This is a genomic window from Olivibacter sp. CPCC 100613, assembly GCF_036959255.1.
Classification (GTDB): Bacteria; Bacteroidota; Bacteroidia; order Sphingobacteriales; family Sphingobacteriaceae; genus Olivibacter.
On sequence record NZ_JAWMTI010000001.1, the window covers coordinates 1,444,731 to 1,467,853 of the forward strand.

The 23,123-nt window shown below is 42.0% G+C and carries 19 protein-coding genes; 6 read left to right on the forward strand and 13 right to left on the reverse strand.

The genetic code is table 11. The annotated features are described in order from the left end of the window. Positions 1-70: 70 nt before the first annotated feature. From RYH73_RS05895 to folB, 3 genes are all read right to left on the reverse strand, one after another. Complete coding sequence (locus tag RYH73_RS05895; protein WP_335312470.1) at positions 71-2,101, reverse strand: S9 family peptidase; 2,031 nt, start codon at positions 2,099-2,101, stop codon at positions 71-73. Between the two features lie 114 nt (positions 2,102-2,215). Beyond that, positions 2,216-3,610 carry an FAD-binding oxidoreductase gene (locus tag RYH73_RS05900; protein WP_335312471.1) on the reverse strand — a complete coding sequence of 465 codons (1,395 nt, stop codon included), beginning with the start codon at positions 3,608-3,610 and terminating at the stop codon, positions 2,216-2,218. Positions 3,611-3,677: 67 nt separating this feature from the next. Further along, on the reverse strand, positions 3,678-4,055 hold the full coding sequence (gene folB / locus RYH73_RS05905; protein WP_335312472.1) for a dihydroneopterin aldolase: 378 nt from the start codon (positions 4,053-4,055) through the stop codon (positions 3,678-3,680). A 71-nt stretch (positions 4,056-4,126) separates the two neighbouring features. On the opposite strand from folB, the gene RYH73_RS05910 reads away from it, so the two are divergent. Continuing rightward, entirely contained in the window at positions 4,127-4,297 is a 171-nt protein-coding gene (locus RYH73_RS05910) for a hypothetical protein (RefSeq protein ID WP_335312473.1), read from the forward strand. On the opposite strand, the gene RYH73_RS05915 is transcribed toward RYH73_RS05910, so the two are convergent. Then, positions 4,298-4,903, reverse strand: a complete 606-nt coding sequence (locus RYH73_RS05915; protein WP_335312474.1) for an HAD family hydrolase — start codon at positions 4,901-4,903, stop codon at positions 4,298-4,300. Between the two features lie 794 nt (positions 4,904-5,697). Between RYH73_RS05915 and rfbA the strand changes: the two genes are divergently transcribed. Continuing rightward, positions 5,698-6,564: a glucose-1-phosphate thymidylyltransferase RfbA gene (rfbA, locus tag RYH73_RS05920; protein ID WP_335312475.1), complete on the forward strand. Its 867-nt coding sequence runs from the start codon at positions 5,698-5,700 to the stop codon at positions 6,562-6,564. A 211-nt stretch (positions 6,565-6,775) separates the two neighbouring features. Further along, the gene (gene gmd, locus RYH73_RS05925; protein ID WP_335312476.1) at positions 6,776-7,912 is read left to right on the forward strand and encodes a GDP-mannose 4,6-dehydratase; all 1,137 of its coding nucleotides are present in this window, start codon (positions 6,776-6,778) and stop codon (positions 7,910-7,912) included. Positions 7,913-7,938: 26 nt separating this feature from the next. Here gmd and RYH73_RS05930 read toward each other — a convergent pair whose 3' ends face one another. Both RYH73_RS05930 and RYH73_RS05935 read right to left on the reverse strand, forming a co-directional pair. Next, a complete protein-coding gene (locus RYH73_RS05930) occupies positions 7,939-11,160 on the reverse strand; it encodes a glycoside hydrolase family 2 TIM barrel-domain containing protein (RefSeq protein WP_335312477.1) in 3,222 nt (1,073 codons plus the stop codon). 197 nt (positions 11,161-11,357) lie between these two features. Next, entirely contained in the window at positions 11,358-12,173 is an 816-nt protein-coding gene (locus RYH73_RS05935; RefSeq protein ID WP_335312478.1) for a helix-turn-helix domain-containing protein, read from the reverse strand. An 86-nt stretch (positions 12,174-12,259) separates the two neighbouring features. Between RYH73_RS05935 and RYH73_RS05940 the strand changes: the two genes are divergently transcribed. Genes RYH73_RS05940 through RYH73_RS05950 form a run of 3 tightly spaced genes read left to right on the forward strand, consistent with a single transcriptional unit; the run spans position 12,260 to position 16,252 of the window. Next, the gene (locus RYH73_RS05940) at positions 12,260-13,600 is read left to right on the forward strand and encodes a TolC family protein (protein WP_335312479.1); all 1,341 of its coding nucleotides are present in this window, start codon (positions 12,260-12,262) and stop codon (positions 13,598-13,600) included. A gap of 5 nt (positions 13,601-13,605) precedes the next feature. Beyond that, the gene (locus tag RYH73_RS05945) at positions 13,606-14,658 is read left to right on the forward strand and encodes an HlyD family secretion protein (protein ID WP_335312480.1); all 1,053 of its coding nucleotides are present in this window, start codon (positions 13,606-13,608) and stop codon (positions 14,656-14,658) included. 1 nt (position 14,659) lies between these two features. Continuing rightward, entirely contained in the window at positions 14,660-16,252 is a 1,593-nt protein-coding gene (locus RYH73_RS05950) for an MFS transporter (RefSeq protein WP_335312481.1), read from the forward strand. 183 nt (positions 16,253-16,435) lie between these two features. Here RYH73_RS05950 and RYH73_RS05955 read toward each other — a convergent pair whose 3' ends face one another. The 7 genes from RYH73_RS05955 to RYH73_RS05985 all read right to left on the reverse strand — a co-directional run bounded on the left by RYH73_RS05955 (position 16,436) and on the right by RYH73_RS05985 (position 23,006). Next, the gene (locus RYH73_RS05955; RefSeq protein ID WP_335312482.1) at positions 16,436-17,203 is read right to left on the reverse strand and encodes a 3-keto-disaccharide hydrolase; all 768 of its coding nucleotides are present in this window, start codon (positions 17,201-17,203) and stop codon (positions 16,436-16,438) included. Between the two features lie 199 nt (positions 17,204-17,402). Further along, a complete protein-coding gene (gene coaBC, locus RYH73_RS05960; protein ID WP_335312483.1) occupies positions 17,403-18,617 on the reverse strand; it encodes a bifunctional phosphopantothenoylcysteine decarboxylase/phosphopantothenate--cysteine ligase CoaBC in 1,215 nt (404 codons plus the stop codon). A gap of 23 nt (positions 18,618-18,640) precedes the next feature. Next, a complete protein-coding gene (locus RYH73_RS05965) occupies positions 18,641-18,973 on the reverse strand; it encodes a DNA-directed RNA polymerase subunit omega (protein ID WP_335312484.1) in 333 nt (110 codons plus the stop codon). Positions 18,974-18,979: 6 nt separating this feature from the next. Further along, complete coding sequence (locus RYH73_RS05970) at positions 18,980-19,897, reverse strand: outer membrane protein assembly factor BamD (protein ID WP_335312485.1); 918 nt, start codon at positions 19,895-19,897, stop codon at positions 18,980-18,982. 889 nt (positions 19,898-20,786) lie between these two features. Further along, complete coding sequence (locus tag RYH73_RS05975; RefSeq protein WP_335312486.1) at positions 20,787-21,308, reverse strand: GNAT family N-acetyltransferase; 522 nt, start codon at positions 21,306-21,308, stop codon at positions 20,787-20,789. 169 nt (positions 21,309-21,477) lie between these two features. Then, a complete protein-coding gene (locus tag RYH73_RS05980; RefSeq protein ID WP_335312487.1) occupies positions 21,478-21,618 on the reverse strand; it encodes a hypothetical protein in 141 nt (46 codons plus the stop codon). A gap of 320 nt (positions 21,619-21,938) precedes the next feature. After that, positions 21,939-23,006 carry a hypothetical protein gene (locus tag RYH73_RS05985; RefSeq protein ID WP_335312488.1) on the reverse strand — a complete coding sequence of 356 codons (1,068 nt, stop codon included), beginning with the start codon at positions 23,004-23,006 and terminating at the stop codon, positions 21,939-21,941. Between the last annotated feature and the right edge of the window lie 117 nt (positions 23,007-23,123).

Below are 23,123 nucleotides of genomic sequence, written 5' to 3' on the forward strand. Positions count from 1 at the left end.
GAAAAATAGTTAAGTAGGACGGTTAACTACTTTTCTACTCAACAACTTAACGTCTCGACGACTAACAAAGTTAGAGTGTTTCCTTCAACCAGGTAAAGAACTCCCGTTGCCATACAATGGCATTTTGTGGTTGTAATACCCAATGGTTTTCCTCCGGAAAGTAGAGCAATCTGCTTTTTATTCCCTTTAGCTGTGCCAATTGAAAGGCACCAAGTCCTTGCTCAATGCCAACGCGAAAATCTTTACCTCCTTGTACAATCAAGATGGGTGTGTTCCACTTATCAGCATAGTTTATCGGGTTGAATTCTGTATACGCTTTCGGTGTCGGCAGTTGCCAGTAATTGCCACCGATTTCCTTATTGGCAAAGAAAAGTTCTTCGGTGGTTCCATACCAGCTACGCATATCGAAGAGACCATCATGAGCAATGAATGTTTTGAATCGATTTTCATGTACACCCGCTAGCATAAAGATCGAATAACCACCATAACTAGCCCCCACGGCTCCCAATCGATCTTTATCTACATAGGGTTCTTTTGCTACATCATCGATTGCGCTGAGATAATCCCGAATAGCTTGGCCACCCCAATCGCCACTAATAGCTCGATTCCATTCTACACCATGCCCGGGCATACCTCTTCTATTGGGTGCCACAACGATATAACCTTGCGCTGCTATTAATTGCATATTCCAGCGGAACGAGTAGAATTGTGATAAAGCCGCCTGTGGCCCTCCTTGACAATACAGTAATGTGGGATATTTTTTACCGGCATCAAAATCGGGTGGATAAATTACCCAAGAGAAGAGGTCCTTTCCATCTGTTGATTTCGTTGTGCGGCCTCTTACCTCGCTTTGCGCAATCGAGGCATTTAGTGCGTTGTTCACTTGACTTAATTGTTTCAATTCACCGGATTTGCGGCTAAACGTATAAAGTTCAGCCGCATGATTCATATCGGTACGACTTAGGAGCAGTAGATCGCCACTTTCACCATTCACCGATGTGATATCATAATCACCTTTGGTTAATTGTTTCACCTGCTTTGCACTCACTTTGCTTAGATCTTTGGAAAGGGCTATTTCAAAGAGTTGGATTGTTCCTCCAGTTGGTGCCGTAAACCATATTTTAGAACCGTCTGCGCTCCACATGAAACTACTGATCGTCTCGTCCCAATCCTTGGTTAGGTTATAGGTTGCTGCACTTTTCAGATCGCGGACAATCAGGTCATTTTTATCCGATTCGTAACCATCTTCCTTCATGCTTAACCAGGCGAGGTACCGGGTATCCTTACTAAATGCAGGCGCCACGTCGTAGCCCATCATTCCTTCACTTAGGTTTTTTGTTTGCTTCGTCGCAAGATCATAAGCATAAAGATCCGTATTAGTGCTCTGCGCGTATTCCGTTCCGAATTTCTTTTTGCACACATAAATGATCTGCTTACTATCCGGGCTCCAAACCATATCCTCCGCACCACCAAATGGTTGTTGCGGACTAAAGTAAGGCTCGTTCTCCATAATATCAATGGGCTTTCCGATTATGCCGTCACGGTAGCTAGCATAAAAAACATGCGAAAATTTGCCATTGAACCACGTGTCCCAATGTCGATTATTCAAGGAATTGAAAATATAAGCATCGGATTTCTGAAGATCATCGTATTTATCTGCGCTTTGTACCTTTTGGAGAGCCACCTCTTGCGAGAACAATATATGCTGTCCGTCCGGTGAAATTTTGACATTGCTTAGAGCTCCTTCGAACTTCGTGAGTTGTTTGGGCTCTTGTTTACCCGATTCCAAAAGCCATAATTGGCCCTTGCTTAAATAGAGCATGTCGCCATTTTTCTCCAAGTGTACGAGCATTTCGCCTCCCTGGCTTTTCGTTAATTGCACCGCTTCACCACCACGTAAGGGAACTTTGTAAAGATTGCGCTCGCTATTATTTTCTTCCAGATTATAATAGCTTACCCCGTAAATGGCGTATTCTCCATCGGGTGTTACCGTTTCAGCGCTAACTCGTCCCAATTTCCACAAGAGTTCGGGTGTAAGTGGTTGTTGTGCTTTAACAGATCCTGCAACCAACATGGTTGCTAAAATTAACGTTTTGTTCATGTGTGTGAAAAATTCAAAATTAAAAATTCAAAAGGAAAAAAGCTATCCGTCGCATTTACCCATTGGTGGGTCTTTTCCTGTAGGTTTAAGCGAACAACTGAATACCGATTGCCCTTAAAATATCTTACCCGGATTGAGGATGCCTTTGGGGTCAAACACTTTCTTGATACCCCGCATAATTTCCAGATGTAGGGCAGTATATTTCAAGGGCATATATTCCTTTTGTACTAAGCCAATGCCATGTTCACCGGATATCGTTCCACCCAACTCAATGGTTAACTTAAATATCTCTTTGATTCCTTCTTTTAGTTTGTGGTGCCAATCGTAATCACTCATTTTTCCTTTTATAATGTTAACATGTAAGTTACCGTCACCGGCGTGGCCATAGCAAACAGACTCAAAGCCATAGCGTGTACCAATTTCTTTAATTCCGCTGATTAAGACGGGTAGCGTTGCACGCGGAACCACCGTATCTTCTTCTTTATAGATGGAATTGGCTTTTACCGATAAGGGCATGGTACGCCGTAATCGCCACAAGGTTTCCTTCTGGTTAGCGGTCTCCGCCAGCAAAACATCCAAGCAATTTTTTTCTTCTAATACCTGATTCACTTCCTCGCATTGCCGCATCAGTTCGTCTAGACTATCTCCGTCCAGCTCAATTAATAAGAAGGCCTCCATTTGAGGGAGAAGATGGAACTGAATATCATCGTAAGCCTTCACCCATTCCACCCCCTTTCGTTCCATAAATTCGACGGCAGAAGGAACGACCCCCCTCTTAAAAATAACGCCCACAGCCTCACAAGCCTCTTCATTGGACGCGAAAGAAGCAAAAAGCAATAGGTTTTGTTTCGGTTTCGGAATTAATTTCACAACAGCCTTACAGATAATCCCCAAGGTACCTTCCGAACCTATAAACAATTGGGTAAGATTATATCCCGAAGCGTATTTCAAGGTATTGGCACCTGTCCAGATCAACTCCCCGGTAGGAAGCGCTACCTGTAAGTTGAGTACATATTCGCGAATCGTTCCATACTTTACAACACGAGGCCCACCGCTGCCATGGGAAATGTTTCCTCCGATAAAACAAGATCCTTTACTAGCCGGATCGACGGGGTAAAGCAGATCCTTGGTAGCGGCGGCATTTATGAGCTCTTCCGTAATTACACCAGGCTCAACAATCGCCTGTAAGTTCTTTTCATCAATGGTGATGATCTTGTTCATACGCTGCATGGCAATCATTAAGCCACCATGGATAGCCAATGAGCCGCCAGATAGCCCCGTTCCGGCTCCCCTGGGTGTAACTGGAATATTATGCTCATGACAGACCTTAAGAAGTGCCGCAACCTCTTCTGCTTTTTCAGGGAAAGCAACTAGATCGGGCGTGTAACGAAGATCCTCCGTTTCATCATGCGCATAATCAGCTAATCTAATTGGGTCGCTCATTAAACGATCCTCCTCTATTAGCTGTTTAAACAGCTGTAATATATCCGGTGTAATTTTATTAAACATGCTTTTAGCCTTAGTTCAGGTGCTTAACATTCAGCTTTCTATCGGTTTATACTTTTTTTGAAAATAGCTATTCGATGTTGGATCGCCAATACAAACTTACTTCAGCAGTTGCCGTGTCACCACCAAAGGGAGGGTTGCTTTTTCTTAAGCTTACCTCGATCTCATTTATTTCATGAAAGGACATTTTGACGGTGTTCAGTATACTTTCTACAACCGTTTCTAACAGCTTTTTGGGTTGACTCATTTCCTCTTTTGCGATGCGGTACAGCTCTTCATAATTAATCGTCTCGGCCAAAAGGTCGTTTGAGTTGATTGTTGGATTGCTTAGAGAACAAATGATGTCCAAATAGAATTCATTGCCTATCACCTGCTCTTCCGGATAATAGCCATGGTAAGCATAAAAACGTGCATTTCGCAATGCAACTTTTCTTCTATATTGCTCCATTTGACAAACTTAAGCATTTTCCGGCGCAAAACTTTTTTGCGAATTGGATGGTTGTAATAAAAAAAGAATTTATGAATCGAAGTAACTATATTATTTGGCCCGCAATCATTATGCTGCTCACCTGCATGAGCAGTTGTGACTTTATTGCAGGCGTATTTAAAGGTGGTGTTTATGTTGGGGTCTTTTTAGTCATCATCGTCATTGCGATTATTTTTTGGCTGATCAGTAAAGCAAGGGGCTAATTATAAAACGTGCAAATAAATTAGTTCGTTCTTTAACTGACGGGGATTTTCAAAAACAATACTATGGATGCCGAATTGGGTAGCCGCATCCGTATTTCTTTTATTGTCATCGATAAAAAGGCATTCATTGGCCAACAGCTGGTATCGATCCAACAGTAATTGATAAAAAGCCTGATGCGGCTTTCTCAGTCCTTCAGCACCAGAAACCAGAATGCCATCGAAGAAGCTAAAAAAATCGAATCGGCGAAGGGCAATAGGAAATGTCTCTGCAGACCAGTTGGTAAGCCCGAACAATTTATATTTACCGGATCTTTTCAACGCTTCAAGGAGTTCAACTGTGCCCGTAATGGAGCCCGCCAGCATCTCTTCCCAACGACCATAATAGGCTTCAATCAGTTCCTTTTTTTCTGGATAGGATTGAACAAGGACTTCCGTACCCTCTTGAAGTGTTCTTCCCTCGTCTTGTTGCTCATTCCAGTCGGATGTGCAGATCGTATTCAAAAAGTCAGCCATGTCAGCTTCGTTTTCAAAAAGCTTTTTATAAAGATGTGTTGGATTCCAATCCACTAATACGCCACCGAAGTCGAAGATAATGTTCTTGATCATTTTTAAAATTTGTAGGTTAAACATAATTAAAGTTGCTTGTATATGCAAGATGAGCTATGGTTGTTTATTTCCGAAAAAGGAACGTTTATTTTGTCGCTTGATGGCAGCTACACCGCCAACTACTTTATTTTTCATAACGAGTTTATTTTCATTGGCATTCAAGCTTCTCGCTAGCAGGCTCGAGGTTTTTTCGCTAATTAAATCTTTTTATAAGGCGCTCAAGCTTTTTCAAGGTCCGCAAAGAAAGTAGTCAAAGAGCCGACCGTAGGGAGCCCATGAACACCTTGAAAATAACTAAGTAGTGAATAAACTCATCGCTTGGAACTTTGCTACAAGTGGTCGTGCATCAACGTGCAAACCGCAAATTTCCTAGGCGATATTTTGGCAGAACGATGGGCTTTTACTTTTAACCGAACGTATTATCTGCAGCCCTAAATATAGGCCTGTGCGTGGAAAGAACGGCTTTGGAGGATGCCATCAGTTGCAAGGAAGCCCTACATAAGCCTTGACTGTTTGGTTCTTTATGGTCAAGCATAAAGAACATAAAAAGAACATACAATATTTGCTTCAAGATAAGTAAGATGAAATTAGAATTAGTTAAGTAGTTTGGTTATTGGTTACTAGTTATTTGTTATTGGTTGTGCCTGCTGATAGGCAGGGGTTGTTGGTTATCCTTTAATACGAACAACCCAATATAGCTTACCTTTTCGTTGATCTGGCAAAAAATCAATACTTTTACGATGAAATACTTGGAAAAAGAATAGAACAATCATCTAAATAAGAAAAATATATTCATGAAAGGAATCATTTTAGCAGGAGGGTCCGGTACGCGTTTACATCCCTTGACTTTAGCGGTCAGTAAACAACTGATGCCCGTTTACGATAAACCGATGATTTACTACCCCCTATCAACCCTGATGTTGGCGGGTATAAATGAAATTTTAATTATATCTACACCACACGATTTACCCAATTTTGAAAAGCTCTTAGGAGATGGATCACAGATTGGTTGTAAATTTTCCTATGCGGTACAGGCGGAACCCAATGGTTTGGCACAAGCTTTTGTTATCGGGGAAGACTTTATTGGAGATGATAAGGTTGCGCTGATTTTAGGCGACAATATTTTTTATGGTGATGGTTTGTCCAAATTGTTACAACAAAGTGTAAACCCGGAAGGCGGCGTGGTTTTCGCTTATCCTGTATCTGATCCGGAGCGTTATGGCGTTGTGGAATTTGATGCGGATAAAAATGTGCTGTCGATCGAAGAAAAGCCCAAGGACCCCAAATCAAATTATGCGGTTCCCGGTATTTATTTCTATGATAATTCCGTGGTATCGATTGCCAAGAACATTAAACCTTCCGCGAGAGGCGAGTATGAGATAACAGACGTTAATAAAAAGTACCTGGAAGAAGGCCGATTAAAAGTAGGCGTTTTCAGTCGCGGAACCGCTTGGTTAGACACGGGCACGATCCCTTCTTTAATGCAGGCCGGACAATTTGTGCAAGTCATTGAAGAACGTCAAGGCCTGAAAATAGGATGTATTGAAGAAGTCGCTTATCGAATGAAGTTTATTCAAGCCGATCAATTAAGGACCGTTGCCGAGCCTTTAGTCAAAAGCGGTTATGGAGAGTATCTATTGCGTCTTGTGGCAGGGAAGTAGCTGAATCGGTAAGTAGTCAATTAGCCAATTTGATGATTAGCTAATGTGATGACTTTAGGAGGTATTTATACGTCTCCAGTACGACTAGCCGGTGATCGGTTGGGATCGTAAATCAATTATTCGATCGTGTGAAAAGTGGCTGACAGGAAGGATTAAAAGACTAACAGAAAGAAGGTTGATGGCCGAAGGCCGACAGCTGATTGCTATAAAAATGAAAACAGCATTAATTACAGGAATTACAGGACAAGATGGTGCCTATTTAGCGGAATTTTTACTCAAAAAAGGTTACCGCGTGCATGGTGTAAAGCGGCGAAGCTCGCTCTTCAATACCGATCGGATTGATCATCTGTATCAAGATCCACATGAGGCGAATCCAAAGTTCACGTTGCATTATGGCGACTTGACGGATTCTACCAATCTCATTCGTCTCGTACAAGAAACACAACCCGATGAAATTTACAATTTAGCGGCGCAGAGCCATGTGAAAGTCAGTTTTGACACACCCGAATATACAGCCAATGCGGATGGTTTAGGTATGCTCCGTTTATTGGAAGCGGTAAGGCTTTTGGGTATGACATCGAAATGCCGGATTTATCAGGCATCTACCTCTGAGCTCTACGGACTAGTACAGGCCGTACCGCAAAGTGAAACGACTCCCTTCTATCCACGATCACCCTATGCTGTAGCGAAACTATATGCCTATTGGATTACGGTCAATTACCGGGAAGCCTATAGTATGTATGCTTGCAATGGCATTTTGTTTAATCATGAAAGCCCCATACGAGGAGAGACATTTGTGACCAGAAAAATCACGCGTGCGGTTTCCAAGATTGCCCTCGGTTTACAAGATCGATTGTATTTAGGGAATCTTTCCGCCCAGCGCGACTGGGGACATGCGAAGGATTATGTTGAAGCGATATGGCTCATTCTGCAACAAGAACTGGCAGAAGATTATGTAATCGCCACTGGTGTAACTACCACCGTACGGGACTTTGTACGGATGAGCTTTGCCCATGTAGGGATAGAGGTCGAATTTAGTGGAAAAGACGAACAAGAGAAAGGTGTTATTATTGATGCAGACGAGAAGAGGTTGATGGAACTTGGTATTGATCCTGACAACATCAAATTCGGACAAACAGTGGTTAAGGTAGATCCTACTTATTTCAGACCAACGGAAGTTGATTTACTCATTGGGGATGCAACGAAAGCACAGACTAAACTCGGATGGAAACCCAAATATAACCTGAAAAGTCTGGTAGCGGACATGATGGAATCCGATTTACATCTTATGCGTAAAGAAGAATACCTCAAAAAGGGAGGCTTTAACACCATGAATTACTTTGAGTAGCGTACCCGCTACTCATATTCCATCTCTTATTGTCTTCTCACATAATCGGCTGCATCGCCATCTAAAATGCCGTAAGGAAGTAGGCTAAAACTAAAGTTGATCGGTTCTTTCGCAATTTGATATTGCGGAAGTGTAATAGGGCCGCAACTACCATTACCTAATCCACGTTGAGCGTAATCAATATTGAGTATAATTTGAGGTCTAGCCTTCAGCTCATAGGGGTGTTTGGCATTGTGCAAATCTCTTTCCGTATAATGCGAAGCACTAAAGCCAAATTTGTCGTCCGCTACAATGATTACCCCCTGATTATTCTTGTTGGTAAGCTTCAACCATTTGGTATCCTCGCGATTCGCCATACTTTGGGGACGCATATAAGGGGTGCCTAATTGTTCGATGGTACTTTGGTAACGGCCAAAAAAAGCTGCCTGCTTACGATCCACATAGTTCTCATGCGGGCCTCGGCCCAGCCATTCAACCATCTCATGGCCGGCATTAATGGCCGTTGTGAAACCGATACGCGCCAAAGGAAGTCCCTCTTTATTCGGATTGATAAATGCCGAAACATGGATAACACCATTGCCATATACGGTGTATATCAGGTTGAGCGGGATTTTATAACCCGATTTTGTGCTTGCAATGACCGATGCGTTCACTTGCACTGATTTACGACTACCTTGGTTGATATTAAAATCATTCACCTGAAATGAAAGCGAATCGTAGCCCTCTTTTTCCCAGGGGATTGCTTGTCCCCAATCTTTATCACGATCGTTATCAAGCGTAGCGCGATAGATATTCAATTTGAAGCCATTTTCAAGACCTTCAATCAGTTGATTGTTACGGTAAGCTAAGGACGAGATCATGCCATTCTTGCGATTGAAACCAACGTGGAATTCTTTGCCGATCAAGGTGGCCTCATCTTCCTTCTGCAATACAATAACGTCAGGTAACGTCGTTACGGTATCCAAATAGCTAAGCTGTGCCGGTGCCCTGTAAGGAAGCGCAAATTGTTCTGTCGCTAGTACTGTTCCCTTCGGTGCCCAAGGTTCGTCCTTGGTAGATTTAACATAAAGTTGCAAATAATAGGAAGCTCCCGGGGCTAGTAATGGACGTTGAATCGGTACACGTAAGATTGTACTATCGCCGGCGGGCAGATTGAGGGAAGGAATGACCCCTTGTTGAATCTCCTTACCATCCGCTGTCAATACCCAATCCAATGTAAAATTATTCAGATCCAAAAAAGCATACTTATTCTTAATACTCACTGTACCTTCTGTAAGGTTAGCTGCGGTAAAACCGACATATTGATATACTTTTTTTACTTCCTCTAACTTGGCTGTTGGTTTTCGATCCGGTGTCAATATTCCGTCCATACAGAAGTTCCCGTCATTCGGTTTATCGCCAAAATCGCCACCATAAGCATAGAAAGTCTGCCCGGTTGCCGCCCCAGGTATTTGCTTGCTCAGCCCATGGTCTACCCACTCCCAAATACAGCCACCGATAAGGCGCGGGTGACTTTCAATGACATCCCAATATTCTTTCAAATTTCCCATAGCATTTCCCATGGCATGACCATACTCGCACATTAAAAAGGGCTTTGTACTAACTGTTTGTCCACTCTTCAATAAGTTAGCGACAGAAGGGTACATTGTCGATTCAATATCCGCCACTTCATTATAGCTTTCAAAATGGACTGGTCTCGTTGTGTCAATAGCCAGCACAGCTTCGCGGGCTGCCTTAAAATTTTCGTGTCCCCACGATTCATTCCCTAAAGACCATATAATAATTGATGGGTGGTTTTTATCCCTTTGCACCATCCGTTTATGCCGATCAATGTAAGCTGGTTTCCAGCTCAGGCTATTGCCTAAATCCGCTTTCGCGCCATGTGTCTCCAAATCCGCTTCATCAATCACATAAAGACCATATTCATCACATAATTTATACCAGCGCGGATCGTTGGGGTAATGTGAAGTACGTACCGTATTGATGTTATTTTGCTTCATCAGCTGGATGTCTTCCAACATACTTTCATAAGGAACGGCTTTACCATAAAGGGGATGCGTTTCATGCCGATTAACACCCTTCAATAAAACCGGTTTATTATTTATGTATAGCCGACTATTTTTGATTTCGATTTTTCTGAAACCAAATTTACTCGATAAAACTTCTGTCACTTGATCCTGCTTGTCTTTCAAGGTGAGGATTACCGTATAAAGATAAGGTGTTTCTGCCGACCACAACTTTGGGTTTTGGATCGTGCTCTTCAATTGATAGGCCGCGTCCTCTTCCTTTTTTCCAAAGAGATTTCCCAAACCGATTTTTCTATTAATACGTTCTTCCATTTTAGAGGAAAGCGCAAGTTCCTTACCCTCTGCATCCAAAATCTTTACACTAAGGCTTCCCACCGCGTCTCCACCTTTTCCATCATTTTTTAACCAAGTGTCCACGATAAAGCTTGCTGATGAAAGATCGTCCGTTAGTATCGATTTCAGGAAAAAGTCGCGTATATGTAATTTAGGGGCGGCGTTTAAATAGACATTTCGATGGATACCGGCCAATCGGAACATATCCTGATCTTCCAAATAACTACCATCGCTCCATTTATACACTTCTACAGCGATTAAATTTTGCTGCCCCGTTTGCACATATTCCGTAATATCGAAAGAAGCCCCTGTCATACTGCCTTCGCTATAGCCAATCTTCTCTCCATTTACCCATACATAGAAAGCACTTTGCACCCCGTCAAAATTTAAGAAAATTTGTTTGTCGGCCCAGTTGGAAGGGATTTCTATCTTGCGTCGATACGAACCCACCGGATTTGGTTCCTTGTGCTTGGTCCAAGAAGTATCAACCGCTTTCATGATTTTAGGAGGTTCCACTTTAAACGGATAGGTGATATTCGTATAGATGGGGGTACCATATCCGTTCACCTCCCAAGTTGAAGGAACTGTCAATTCTTTCCATTGGCTATCATTAAAGCCTTTTTTATAAAACTCTTTGGGGCGTTCATTCGGGCTTTTTACCCAATTAAATTTCCATAAGCCGTTTAAGCTTTTGTAGAGCGACGAATTAGAATCTATCGTTGCAATAGCCTGCTGCTCATTATCAAAAGGAATAGCCGTGGCATGACTTGGCAGTTTATTAATTTCAAATACTTTTTCATTCTCCCAATCGCGCTGCTGTGCAGCAAGGGGCAATACCGCACCCATAAAAAGAATAAGACTATATAGATAACGATCTACTACGTTCATGTACGTTTGTTTTAGTGGCCTAGTACCCGCCTTACTGAGGAGCCTGAACTAACGGAATCCATCAATTAATGAATCGACGAGTATCGTGATTGGCAAAGATATCATTTTACTCTACTAGAACGTAATAGTTAAGCCGAACGTATGGCGATTGTTACGCATGCGTAATTTTTGTGATTCGTTTATAATCGATTTCAGCTTTATATGCGTTCCTCGGGAATGGTGCCGTTCAGTTGCTGAAATTCAGTAGGACGTTGCCCCATAATACTATAAAAGGTATTACTGAAAGCCGAAATACTGTTATAGCCCACCCGGTAAGCGATCTCACTGATTGATAAATCCTCTTTAATCAAATACTCCATTGCTTTAATAATCCGCGTTAATTTGAGGTATTGAAAAAAAGGCATATTCAAAATGGTTTTGAACAAGCGCGATAAAGTTCTTTCGCTAAATCCGAATTCCTTTCCCAAAACATCCAATGTCAAATTATCGGCGATATGTTGATGGATATATACCAACACCGGCCGTAAGCGCATATTATCTGTAGTTGGTAGCGCAATCGGCAGTGGATGTAAACTAATTAATGGCAAAATGTTTTTCATCGTATTCAGAAAATCATAGGCTTTGGAACCCGGAAAGAGATCCCCATGCCATCTTTCAGAAAAGAGCAGCATTTCCAATAACAGATTGCTCACCGGGTAAATACCCATTTTTTTGAAAAAATCATCTTCGGTTCGTTCCGGATCAAAATGGATAGTTCGTACTTTAACCGAAGGGTATCGATGGTGGAAGCGGTGCTTTACGCCCGCAGGAATCCAAGCATAATGCCGTGCGGGTAAGAAATAGGAACGATCTTCCGTATGAAGAAAAATGACACCGCCCTCCACATAAGTCAATTGCCCCTTATGGTGACTATGCAGTTCCAGCTGATCGCCATAATGGCTGTACCATAAGTAGGTGCTGTTCGGGTGTTGGTCGAGCGCCGATAAATATTCGCTGATGGTTACACTATTCATATGGCGTGTTTAAGCAAAAGTATGTCATTTTAGAGAAAAATAAGAAAGTTAAATATTTCGACCTTTGTGGTGTCATTAAATAAATCATGAACTTTCTAAATTATAACATAGCACGGGGCTTATGCCTGGTGGCAACGGTGCTATTTCCATTCTTTGGAAGGGCGCAGCAGCCGATGTCTGAGACTTTGAGTCTGGAAAGAGCCTGGCAGTTGGCCGATAGTAATAGCAAAAAAATCCAAGCAAGCGAAATTGACGTGCAAAGCAGTGCAGCCCGCTTGCAAGTTGCAAAAGATGAGCGGTTACCCGAGGTCTCTATCAATGGGCAATACGCCTATGTGTTTAACATGCCAATTTATGAAGAAGGCTTGTTTCATACCCCCAAGCAGTTCCCGATTGATCGAAAATATTACAAAGCAGGGGCCGAAGCTTATCTTAATCTGTATAGTGGAGGTAAAACCGAACGTGAAATTAAATATGCCAAAAAAGAACAAGAAGTAGCGCAGGTAGAACATCATCAAACCAGGGCCGATATCCATTTTAACGTAGCCGTTCATTATTACGATGTCTATCGAAACAAAGCTTATCGAGCCCTTTTGCAACAAGATATTAAAGAGCGCGAAAAGCAACTGGAGGAGATCAAGCAATTATACGCCAATGGCACTGTGCTGAAAAGTGATGTGTTACGGGCAGAATTACGCTTATCCAAACAACGCATGCTGCTTGTAGAAATCAACAACAGCATTAAAATCGCAGGACAACACCTTAATATATTAATAGGTAAACCGGACGAGTGCCCGATTGAATTCGATGTCGATACTAAGAGGGACACGGCTTTATTTCAATTACAATCTTTGCAAGCCTATATTGATGAAGCCCATGCCCATGCTTTTAAAGGAATATTATCGGAGAAGGCAAAAGAATTGCTTGCCCTCCAATTGCAGCAAGTAAAATCGAATACCTCACCGAAGATAGGCTTCTTTGCCGAGTATGGCTATGGCTATCCTCAAATACAATTTTATCCTTATAGTTTAGCCCTGTATGGTTCAGGAATGGCGGGGATAAAGCTGCAAATTCCCATCTCGGGTTTATATACCAATAAACATCGAGTAAAGGAAGCATCATTAGCCCTTAAACAGCAGGCAATAGCTGCTGAAGATGCTCATGATGCAATAAGACAGGAGGTAGAAGAAGCTTACTTACGTTGTACTGAAGCGTTGGCGAAAATCGAAGTAGCTAAAGAAAATATTGCTCAGGCTACCGAAAGTTATCGCATTACACGTAACACCTATTTCAATCAACTTTCACTGCTGACCGATTTTCTGGATGCAGAAACACAGTTGCTGCAATCTCAGTTCGAACTGTCGACCGCAAAAGCAAACGCACAAGTACAATTTTACAAATTACAAAGAACGATTGGCAATTTATAATAGCAATGGCAACACAAAAACAATCATCATCTGATAAGATAATTACACGTGTCACAACAGTAATCGCTTTGATCTTAGTGATCGCGCTTCTCATTTGGGGTGTTCGTACGCTGGTTTCTTATTATCGTTTCGAAGAGACCAACGATGCGCAGGTAGACGAATATATTAATCCCATTACCTCCCGTGTGAACGGTTATATACAACAAGTTCGTTTTGAAGAAAATCAAAGCGTGCGTAAGGGTGATACTTTGGTTATTATCGACAATAGTGAATATGCTGCTCAACAGGAGGAGGCAACCGCTTCTCTCATGAATGCACGTGCCCAAGTTGTTGTATTACAGAGCAACATTCAAACGGCGAACAAAGGGGCCGCCGTTGATCAATCACATATCAGCGCCGCCAAAGCAAAACTGGTAAAGCAAGAGCAAGAATTCAATCGCTATCAAAAGCTCTATGAGGCTGAATCGGCCACTAAACAACAGCTGGAAGCAGTAGAGAGTGCTTTAGAGGTTGCGAAAGCGGAATACTTGGCGAGCACCGACGCCTATGCTGCCGCTTTATCGAAGGCAAATGACATCCGGGTGCAAGCGGACGTATTAGCGGCAGAAATTAAACGTCGGGAAGCCGTCTTGCAACGGAGTACATTGAATACCGATTATACGGTTATCCGGGCACCCTATGATGGAAAAATGGGACGACGAAGCATTCAACCGGGACAACTCGTACAGCCTGGACAAACTTTGGCGTTTATTATCGATCGTTGCTCAGGTAAATGGGTCGTCGCTAACTTTAAGGAAACCCAGATCCAGCATATGCAGGTAGGTAAAGAAGTTTCGATTTCAGTAGATGCCTATCCCGATCGGACGTTTCGTGGGAAAATCGAATCGCTTTCGGGAGCTACCGGTTCGCGGTATTCACTCTTACCGCCCGATAATTCAACGGGTAATTTCGTGAAGATTGCACAGCGTATCCCTGTCCGTATCCGCTTGGAAGGCCGAGATATCGAACTTCTAAATGCCGGTATGAATGCCGTTGTACGCGTTAGAAAAGGAGAATAATATGGCAGAAAAACCATTGTTTAAAGCTTGGGTACCGCGCTGGTTGATTTTTGTGACCACCCTATTGCTTCTATTACCCACCTTATTGCTTTTTGCTATGTCAACTGCCAACGTCTCGGCTGCCGTGGGCTATTACGGTGTTGAACCTGCTGACGTGCAATTCTCCTTGCTGGTTTTCTATGCAGCTATTGCGGCGTTTACGCCATTGGAGGCTCGTTTTTTTAATCGGATTGCCACTAAAGAGTATTTACTCATCTGCTTGAGTTTGCAGCTGGTTTTTGCTTATGGTGTGTACCATAGCCATCATTTAGGTGTGATCTTACCGATCCGGTTTCTGCAGGGGATTGTGAATTGCGGTACGACTAGTATTTGCCTGAATTTGCTTTTCCGTCAACTGAAGTCAAACTATGCACGGGAAATTGGTTATTCCATTTTCTATGGATTGATTTTATGTGTCGCCCCATTAACTTCATTAATGGCCGCCCCGCTTATTGATCAATACGATTATAACGTGATTTACAAGGCCATCACCTTTTGTATTATACCGGGGGCCGTGATGTTATTAAGTATTATACATAATGTACGTCTCAGTCGTAAAACTCCGCTTTATCAATTAGATTGGGTTAGCTTTGTGTTATACGCCTGCTCCCTCATATTGATTGCTTATATATTAGTATATGGACAACAGTTGAACTGGTTTGATAGCGCTGTTATCCGATATGGTGCTTTTTTGGTTCCGTTCTTGTTGTTGTTGAATTATTGGCGACAACGATCGCTTAAAAGGCCTTACGTACATGTTGAGATCTTTCGGTATAAAAATAGCTGGATCGGTTTACTTTTGTTGGTTATTCTTTATTTGGTACGGGGCAGTTTCAACTTAACCAGTCAATATTTTTCACAAGTTTTGGAAATGGATCCTATTCATACTTATCGTTTTTTATTGTGGAATATTTTAGGGATTGTTATTGGCTGTACGATTTCGACCCGACTGATTATTTTAAAGAAGTCCCTTCAAGCTCTTTGGTGTGTCGGCTTTGCTTTGTTGGCCGTTTATCATACCACTATGATTTACTTTTTTTCTATAGAAGCAAGTCCGAACCATTATATCTTGTTGCTGATACTACAAGGCATGGGGGCCGGCTTGTTGATGGGGCCTATTGTGTTATTTATTATTTCTTCGGTACCAACGGCTTTGAGTAAATCCGCCTCTGCTATCGGTGTTTTTGTTCGCTTTACCACCTTTTCTTTGAGTTTGGCTTCGTTGAATTTCTATCAGCTGTATTTCGAAAAAGTACATGGCGACAAGTTATCTGAAGGGCTGAATCAAAGCAATCCTTTATTTGAACAAAGACTCTCCCTCTATCAGCATGCCTTGGCCGGCAGAGGACTAGCATTCGATCAAGCGGGAAAGGCGGCGAAGGTTTTATTAGGAAAAAGAATCCAAAAGCAAGATTTTCTGCTGTTCTGTATGGATTATTATCAACTGATGGCCCTTCTCTGTGTAGTGACCATTGCGCTGATTTTACTGATGCCGATCATTAACAAGACGGTTATTAATGTGAAAAACAAACAACCGGCAGCAGCGGGGTTTTAGCTTTTTTTATTGGTTGTTAGCTATTAGCTACTGGCTATTAGCTGTTGGAGCTGTTATTGCTCTAGGGGGATAAATGCTACACACTTGCTTGCCCAAACAGCTCCTTACAAGGAAAAGCTGGATCATTAAATAAAAAGGCTCAATTGCATTGCAATTGAGCCTTTTTATTATACGAATAACGAATTACAATGGTCTTACCCAAATGTTTTTAAAGCTGATAGGTTTACTTGGATCGCCGTGTGCTTGCAACATAATAGGAGCTGGGCCATGCGCTTTATAGCTAGGTTTACCAATGTATTGTGTGCCGCCAATTAGCTCGACGTTGTTTTGTACCAAGACACCGTTAATAAATGCCGTCACGCGAGCCGGAGTTTCCACTGATCCATCGGATTTAAACGTTGGAGGTGTCCAAACCACATCATAAGTCTGCCATTCACCAGGTTTTCTAGCTGGATTCGCCAGCGGAATACGTTGTTTATAAACTGAACCCAACTGACCGTTTACATAAGTCTTATTGTTGTAGGAATCCAAGATCTGCAATTCATAGCCTTCATCGCCGCTACCGAGGGCTGCCACAAATAAACCACTGTTTCCTCTTGCCTGACCTTCTCCTTCAATATCCTGTGGGATATAGTATTCGAGGTGTAATTGGTAACTGCCGAATTTCTGTTTTGTCCAGATATTACCGGCTTTTTTATTAACGGTAAATATGCCGCCCGCAACTGGCCAATCAGCTGGCTGGCCTGGATTTTTTTGTGATTCCCAAGCACTCAAGTCCTTGCCGTCGAACAATACGATGGCATCCGAAGGTGCCTGGCCAACTGGAGTCGATACAACGTGTGGCACCGGTTCCCAAACTTCGGTATCTTCAGGTTTCATTTTTTCTTGCGCTAAGGATGAGGCTGCAGTACCCATGAGTAGGGTTGCTATAAGTAATTGATTTTTAAGCATTATTTGTAAATAAGTTGTTAATTTAATTAGCTGTGCATACTTAGTGTTGAAAGTACGTTTATCAAAGGTACTTATTCGGATATTAACTAACAAGGGTTGGGGGAGAATTAGTTGAGTAGTAATAATAGTTGAGTAGTTAATAAAGTATGTGATTAGGCTACTTCCAACTTAAAAGCCGCCTACTCAACCACTCAACTATTTAACGCTTCAACGTCTCAACAATAAAACCACAAATATCGGCGGCTACTTCTTTCTTGGATTTGAGCGGGAAAGTGAATTGTTGATGTTTACGATCGATAATCGTAATCTTATTTTGATCCCCTGCAAAACCCGCTCCTTGATCTTGCATGGAATTGAGCACAATCAAGTCGAGATTTTTTTTCTCCAACTTACCAATTGCATTGGCCAATTCATTGTCGGTTTCTAAAGCAAAACCAATTAAGAATTGATGAGCTTGTTTTTTTGTTCCCAAGTCGGCTAAAATATCGGTTGTTTTCTTCAGGGCAATCGAAAAATGGGCTTCCTTTTTCTTTATTTTTCGATCTGCTACTGTCTCGGGGGTATAGTCAGCTACTGCAGCACTCATCACCGTAACATCAGTTTCAGGGAAAACTGTTAAACAGGCATCTAACATTTCCTTTGCTGATACAACTTGGATGCATTTGACGCCGTCAGGTACAGGAAGGTTGGTTGGTCCACTTACTAAGGTCACGTTTGCTCCCAATTGATGTAGTGTTTCGGCAATAGCATAACCCATTTTTCCACTGCTGTGGTTACCGATAAAACGTACCGGATCGATGGGTTCGTAAGTCGGACCTGCACTTACCAAGGCCTTTTTACCTGCTAAAGGACCCTTTTCTTTCGAGGAGCTATTGGTAAATGTTTTCTCCAAGAAGTGAAGGATTTCTTCCGGCTCTGCCAAACGACCTTCGCCCACTAAACCACTGGCTAATTCTCCAGTTCCCGGTGGGATCAGGGTATTTCCATAATGCTGTAACTTCGAAATGTTATTTTGCGTGCTTGGATGGGCCCACATGTCCAAATCCATTGCAGGAGCAAAATAAACAGGACATTTTGCAGACAGATACACAGCGCAAAGCAGATTGTCACATAAGCCGTTCGCAAGTTTTGCCAGGGTATTTGCACTTGCCGGCGCAATTAATAGGAGGTCGGCCCATAAACCTAACTGCACATGATGATTCCAAGTACCGGTCTGTTTATCGAAATATGTACTTAGTACAGGTTTATTGGCGAGTGTAGAAAGGGTAAGCGGAGTTATAAATTCAACAGCATCGGGTGTCATGATTACTTGTACCTCAGCGCCGGCTTTAACCAGCAATCTGGTTAAAGCCGCAGCCTTGTATGCGGCAATGCTTCCGCATATACCGAGTATAATCTTTTTCCCCTTTAGCATGTGAGCTAAATGATCTATTAGGCTTACTTTGATTGTTCTTTAGATGGATTTCTAAAGTAAACTTTTTCGTTTAAGAATTCATCTACTGCTACCAATGTGGGTTTAGGCAGACGCTCATAATGTTTCGAAATTTCGATCTGCTCGCGGTTTTCGAATACCTCTTCCAGGTTATCGTTGGATGTGGCAAATTCCGCCAACTTGCTGTGAAGCTCTTCCTTCATGTTAGTAGCAATTTGATTGGCACGACGACCCATAATAACGATCGATTCGTAGATGTTGCCTGTGTTTTCGTCTAACTCCCGTAAATCGCGTGTTACGGTGGTGTTAGGGACAGTATGTTTCTGTATATTGCTCATATCTTTTTATTGTAATGACTGTTGAGGTAAGGATCCTCTTGGTTGGTTATTCAGTTCTTCTTCTTTTTCTTGTTCTTTTTTCTTTTGCGTAGGACTCAAGGAGGCGATCAATTTCTTAACGGACTCGATGTCTCGTTGCGAGTCCTTTTTCAAACCTTCTGCATCTTTTTTGTATTTACTTTCGGGAAAATTGTCAACAAATCGATCGGAATACTCAATGGCCTCCTGATAACGGCCTTCTTGACTGGTAAGCATGCTGTTTTTAGCGTACAGATATTGCGATTTGATGGCCAAGTATTCCATTTCTTCCGCATATTTTGTATCCGGATAGTCCCGTAAGGAATTCTGAAAAGCAATCACTGCCGCTTTATAATCGCCCACATCCAGGTATAGCTTGGCATTGGCATATGATTTATGTTCTAACTTATCCCGTAAATCCTGAATAAATTTAGCGGCCTCTTCTGCACGGTCGCTTTTCGGATATAAGTTAATGAATAGTTGTAAGGATTCAATCGCTTTTAAGGTGTTCTCCTGATCCAGGGTGTATACAGGCGATTCCAAATAATAACAATAAGCCCCCATAAAACGGCATTCTTCAGCACGTTGACTTTGTGGGTATTGATCCGTAAAGTTTTTAAAATGAAAGCGAGCGGAGGTATAATCACGTAAACGATAATTGGTGTAAGCGAAATAATACATCAATTCTTCGTTCTCCGGTCTTCCCCGGTATTTATTGGATAGATCTTCAAATAAAACAAGCGCTTTTGAGTACTTCTTATTGTTGTACAAGTTGATCGCTTCCCGGTATTTCGCCACATTGTCATTACCGGCGCGTAGCTTTTCAAACTTGCTCTTACATCCGACCATTCCAATTGAAAAGAGCAGTGCCGAAGCCCAGATCATTAAACGCTTGTTTATAAACATTCTGCAAAGATAAGTTAATTAAAAATATGTAGCAAATGTTTTGCTTGACACAAAGTAATAGCATCGGGTAGCATTTGCAAAAAATTTAACAAACATTAACCTTTTTATGTTCTTTATGTTTGACCATAAAGAACCAAACAGTCAAGGCTTCATGTACTTTCGCTAAAGATTTAGGCCCAAGGCTTCATCCTGTGGAGCCGCTCCCGCACACTAGGCCGCCCTTCGCTTCTTCACATGATTTTTTTACCCAAGCTTATCCTAAATCTTTTTGACGCTCAATTTCATGAGGCCGTTGTTCCCTGCGCGCTAGAGCCCCCGTGTGACTTCATCATGCACAACCGGCAACGGGTAACCGATATCGTTAAGTAGTTAAATAGAAGACGTTAAGTTGCATGTTTTTTCTATGAACGCTTGTGTACCCTTCACAACGAATAACCAATAACTAAACTATTTCCCTAGTCAACTAATCCTAATTTCATCTCAATACCTTGAGGCAAATATTTTATGTTCTTTATGCTTGACCATAAAGAACCAAACAGTCAAGGCTTATGTAGGCTTCCTTGCAACTGATGGCAAAGCATCACCGCGCGTATTGGAGCCGTTTCACTTCCTCAATCCGCTTGGGCAGTACAATATGAACAGACGTGCAAATGCTTTGCTGCTCGTTGCGGCGGCATCCTCCAAGGCCGTTGTTCCCTGTACGCTAGAGCCCCGTGTGGCTTCATCACGCGCAACCGGCAACGGGTAACCGATATCGTTAAGTAGTTAAATAGTTGAGATGTTAAGTAGCATTTTTTTCTATGAACGCTTGTGTACCCTCCACAACGAATAACCAATAACTAAACTATTTCCCTACTCAACCACTCAACTATTAACATTGGCAACTGCTTCACGATTCACCAACTTTCCGTCCCAAAATAATCAAGCTTCGCTGTATGCCATCCAATACAGCAATGTCCGGAAAATTACCCCATTCCAGGAAACCGGCTTTTTCGAAAAGTCGGATGCTGGGTGTATTATGGGCGAAGATAAAGGCCAAAATGGTGCTCACCTGTAAATCGGGTGCCCGATTTACAGCCTCTTGAAGAATTGTTTTCCCATAGCCCTTCTTACGCTGTTTTTCATCTATATAGATACTGATTTCGACCGTTCCGTCGTAAGCCGGACGTCCGTAGAAGGATTGAAAACTGACCCAACCAATAATTTCATCTTCCGCGCTTTCTACGATCCACAAAGGACGTGTAAGTGGGTTATGCTGGCTAAACCAGGGTAACCGGCTTTCCACCGTCACCGCCTCTGTGTCCGCTGTAACCATTCTGCCCTTTACGGTACTGTTGTAAATGGATACAATAAGTGGAAGATCAACTAGTTGTGCGTCTCGGTAGCGGAGGGATTGGACTTGCGTATTCATGAAACTGGTAATTTTTAATGCAAAAGAAGTTAAAATTAGTCAATTGACCAATTGGTTAACATGGGTAAACGGAAATAAGGCTAAAAAAACAAATCCCCGAGGGTCATGGCCCTCGGGGAAGTTTTTACATAGGTAGATGAATATATTTTGTGATAGGTAGATGGTTTTTTTATGCTATTCTTATATTCGCTGAACCTGAACCGTTATTGCTACGGAAATTTTCTAATTCTTTTACCAATAAATCCATTAGTTGTTTGTCAATTTTCTTTGCTAAATCAGATAACTTTTGAATTTTAGCCGTATTTTTCATCGATGTTTTCATAGTATACTGTGACTTATCCGTTAAACATTAAAAAATTGTGAACATCCTAGAACGAATATCGTGCCAAAGTCGCTTACTTTTTTTCTGTAGCAAAAAAAAGTAACAAAAAAAGCCACAGCTTAAAAATCTTTTTGAAGCGTCCCAAGGATTAGGACGCTTGTACTCGCCAAAGATTTTTGAGGCTGATTTTAGCCTATTTAGGGTTGCTTCCTTCGGATATTTTTTGGGGGTGAATGTTCTGGGGCGCGGTGTAAGAGCTGATGGTTTATACTGATCGCTTTGGTTCATGAAGCCACAGTACATACTTGCTATAATCTCACTTGTCGAATCACATTCTTGATATTCAATTCAATAATATCCGTCATGCTTTTACATAGATGATAATCCTGATTTTTATAATGGGCTGCCAGTTGGCTTTTCAGCATGGCAATGTTTTCCGGAGGAGACAACTGTTCATTTTGCGATACATCTCTTAAAGCCGCCAGTCGATGTCGTTCGATGCGCACGCGATGTACAATGGAGGAGCGTTCCTCTTGCTGGTATTGCAAAACGGTTTTTTCAGTAAGGTGCTCCATCGAAAGTTTGACATAAGGGAGGTTTTCCTTAAAAAATTGTGGCATATATACTTTCATATTCCCTTCGTAAAACTCCTGGTCGAAATCAATCGCACGAATCCTAAATTGAAAGTCATCGAAGTCGGGCGTAATCTGCATCACATAATTATAGGAGCGCATATCACCTAACAACATAATAAGGCAACGCTCGTTGAACTTCACGAATTCTTTTGCAATCCGAATGGGGTTATAATCAGGATTCTCCATCAAACGCTTTGCGAAAACATCTCCGGGTAAACCGACAATATGCTCTTCCACCAGCGTGTCACCGTCAACGGTAAAGTTCACGCGATTGGGGGACATAATTTCCTCCAATTCGAGCCCATAGATGCGTGAAGCATCGGCCTGTTTGATGTAAAAATAATCATATACATCATTTAAACGGTTGACAATACGGATACGAAATGGATGTGTATTGCCAAATGTACAGTAATCTATACGGTCGATAAATTTATGCTCTACAATACGGTTATTCCCCGAAGCTTTTAAGAGGGCATAGATCTGTTTTAATCCTTCGTGGATATGCGCAACTTCATGTGGGGGATAGAGCGGTGTTTCCCAAAGCGTGTCCTTTCCTTCTTTATCGTAAACGGGTACGCTATCTATAAAATTACGCAATTCGCGGTAGCTAAGCGGTAGTTTTGATTCCCGTTGATACTCTCTTAGATATTTACGTAAGGCAGGTTTCACTGGAAAAATAGGTTTTTTCCGTGATATTTTAACATCTCCTGTAGGGACCGGTCCTTCTACTTTTAAACTCATCTTGCTAGCAATTTCTCTACAAAGCCTTTAGGCCGTCAGGCTTCTCAAAGATAACCTTTATTCATTAAACAAGGGCTGTTTTTTATAGTAGTTTTTCTTTTAATAGAAAAATTACTC

Excerpts from the sequence above, each read along its gene's own strand:
- RYH73_RS05940 (WP_335312479.1), top strand. The coding sequence starts at position 12,260 with ATGAACTTTCTAAATTATAACATAGCACGGGGCTTATGCCTGGTGGCA.
- coaBC (WP_335312483.1), bottom strand. The coding sequence starts at position 18,617 with ATGCTAAAGGGGAAAAAGATTATACTCGGTATATGCGGAAGCATTGCC.
- rfbA (WP_335312475.1), top strand. The coding sequence starts at position 5,698 with ATGAAAGGAATCATTTTAGCAGGAGGGTCCGGTACGCGTTTACATCCC.
- RYH73_RS05930 (WP_335312477.1), bottom strand. The coding sequence starts at position 11,160 with ATGAACGTAGTAGATCGTTATCTATATAGTCTTATTCTTTTTATGGGT.
- RYH73_RS05935 (WP_335312478.1), bottom strand. The coding sequence starts at position 12,173 with ATGAATAGTGTAACCATCAGCGAATATTTATCGGCGCTCGACCAACAC.
- RYH73_RS05945 (WP_335312480.1), top strand. The coding sequence starts at position 13,606 with ATGGCAACACAAAAACAATCATCATCTGATAAGATAATTACACGTGTC.
- folB (WP_335312472.1), bottom strand. The coding sequence starts at position 4,055 with ATGGAGCAATATAGAAGAAAAGTTGCATTGCGAAATGCACGTTTTTAT.
- RYH73_RS05980 (WP_335312487.1), bottom strand. The coding sequence starts at position 21,618 with ATGAAAAATACGGCTAAAATTCAAAAGTTATCTGATTTAGCAAAGAAA.
- RYH73_RS05900 (WP_335312471.1), bottom strand. The coding sequence starts at position 3,610 with ATGTTTAATAAAATTACACCGGATATATTACAGCTGTTTAAACAGCTA.
- RYH73_RS05985 (WP_335312488.1), bottom strand. The coding sequence starts at position 23,006 with ATGAGTTTAAAAGTAGAAGGACCGGTCCCTACAGGAGATGTTAAAATA.
- RYH73_RS05895 (WP_335312470.1), bottom strand. The coding sequence starts at position 2,101 with ATGAACAAAACGTTAATTTTAGCAACCATGTTGGTTGCAGGATCTGTT.
- RYH73_RS05975 (WP_335312486.1), bottom strand. The coding sequence starts at position 21,308 with ATGAATACGCAAGTCCAATCCCTCCGCTACCGAGACGCACAACTAGTT.
- RYH73_RS05915 (WP_335312474.1), bottom strand. The coding sequence starts at position 4,903 with ATGATCAAGAACATTATCTTCGACTTCGGTGGCGTATTAGTGGATTGG.
- RYH73_RS05955 (WP_335312482.1), bottom strand. The coding sequence starts at position 17,203 with ATGCTTAAAAATCAATTACTTATAGCAACCCTACTCATGGGTACTGCA.
- RYH73_RS05965 (WP_335312484.1), bottom strand. The coding sequence starts at position 18,973 with ATGAGCAATATACAGAAACATACTGTCCCTAACACCACCGTAACACGC.
- RYH73_RS05910 (WP_335312473.1), top strand. The coding sequence starts at position 4,127 with ATGAATCGAAGTAACTATATTATTTGGCCCGCAATCATTATGCTGCTC.
- gmd (WP_335312476.1), top strand. The coding sequence starts at position 6,776 with ATGAAAACAGCATTAATTACAGGAATTACAGGACAAGATGGTGCCTAT.
- RYH73_RS05970 (WP_335312485.1), bottom strand. The coding sequence starts at position 19,897 with ATGTTTATAAACAAGCGTTTAATGATCTGGGCTTCGGCACTGCTCTTT.
- RYH73_RS05950 (WP_335312481.1), top strand. The coding sequence starts at position 14,660 with ATGGCAGAAAAACCATTGTTTAAAGCTTGGGTACCGCGCTGGTTGATT.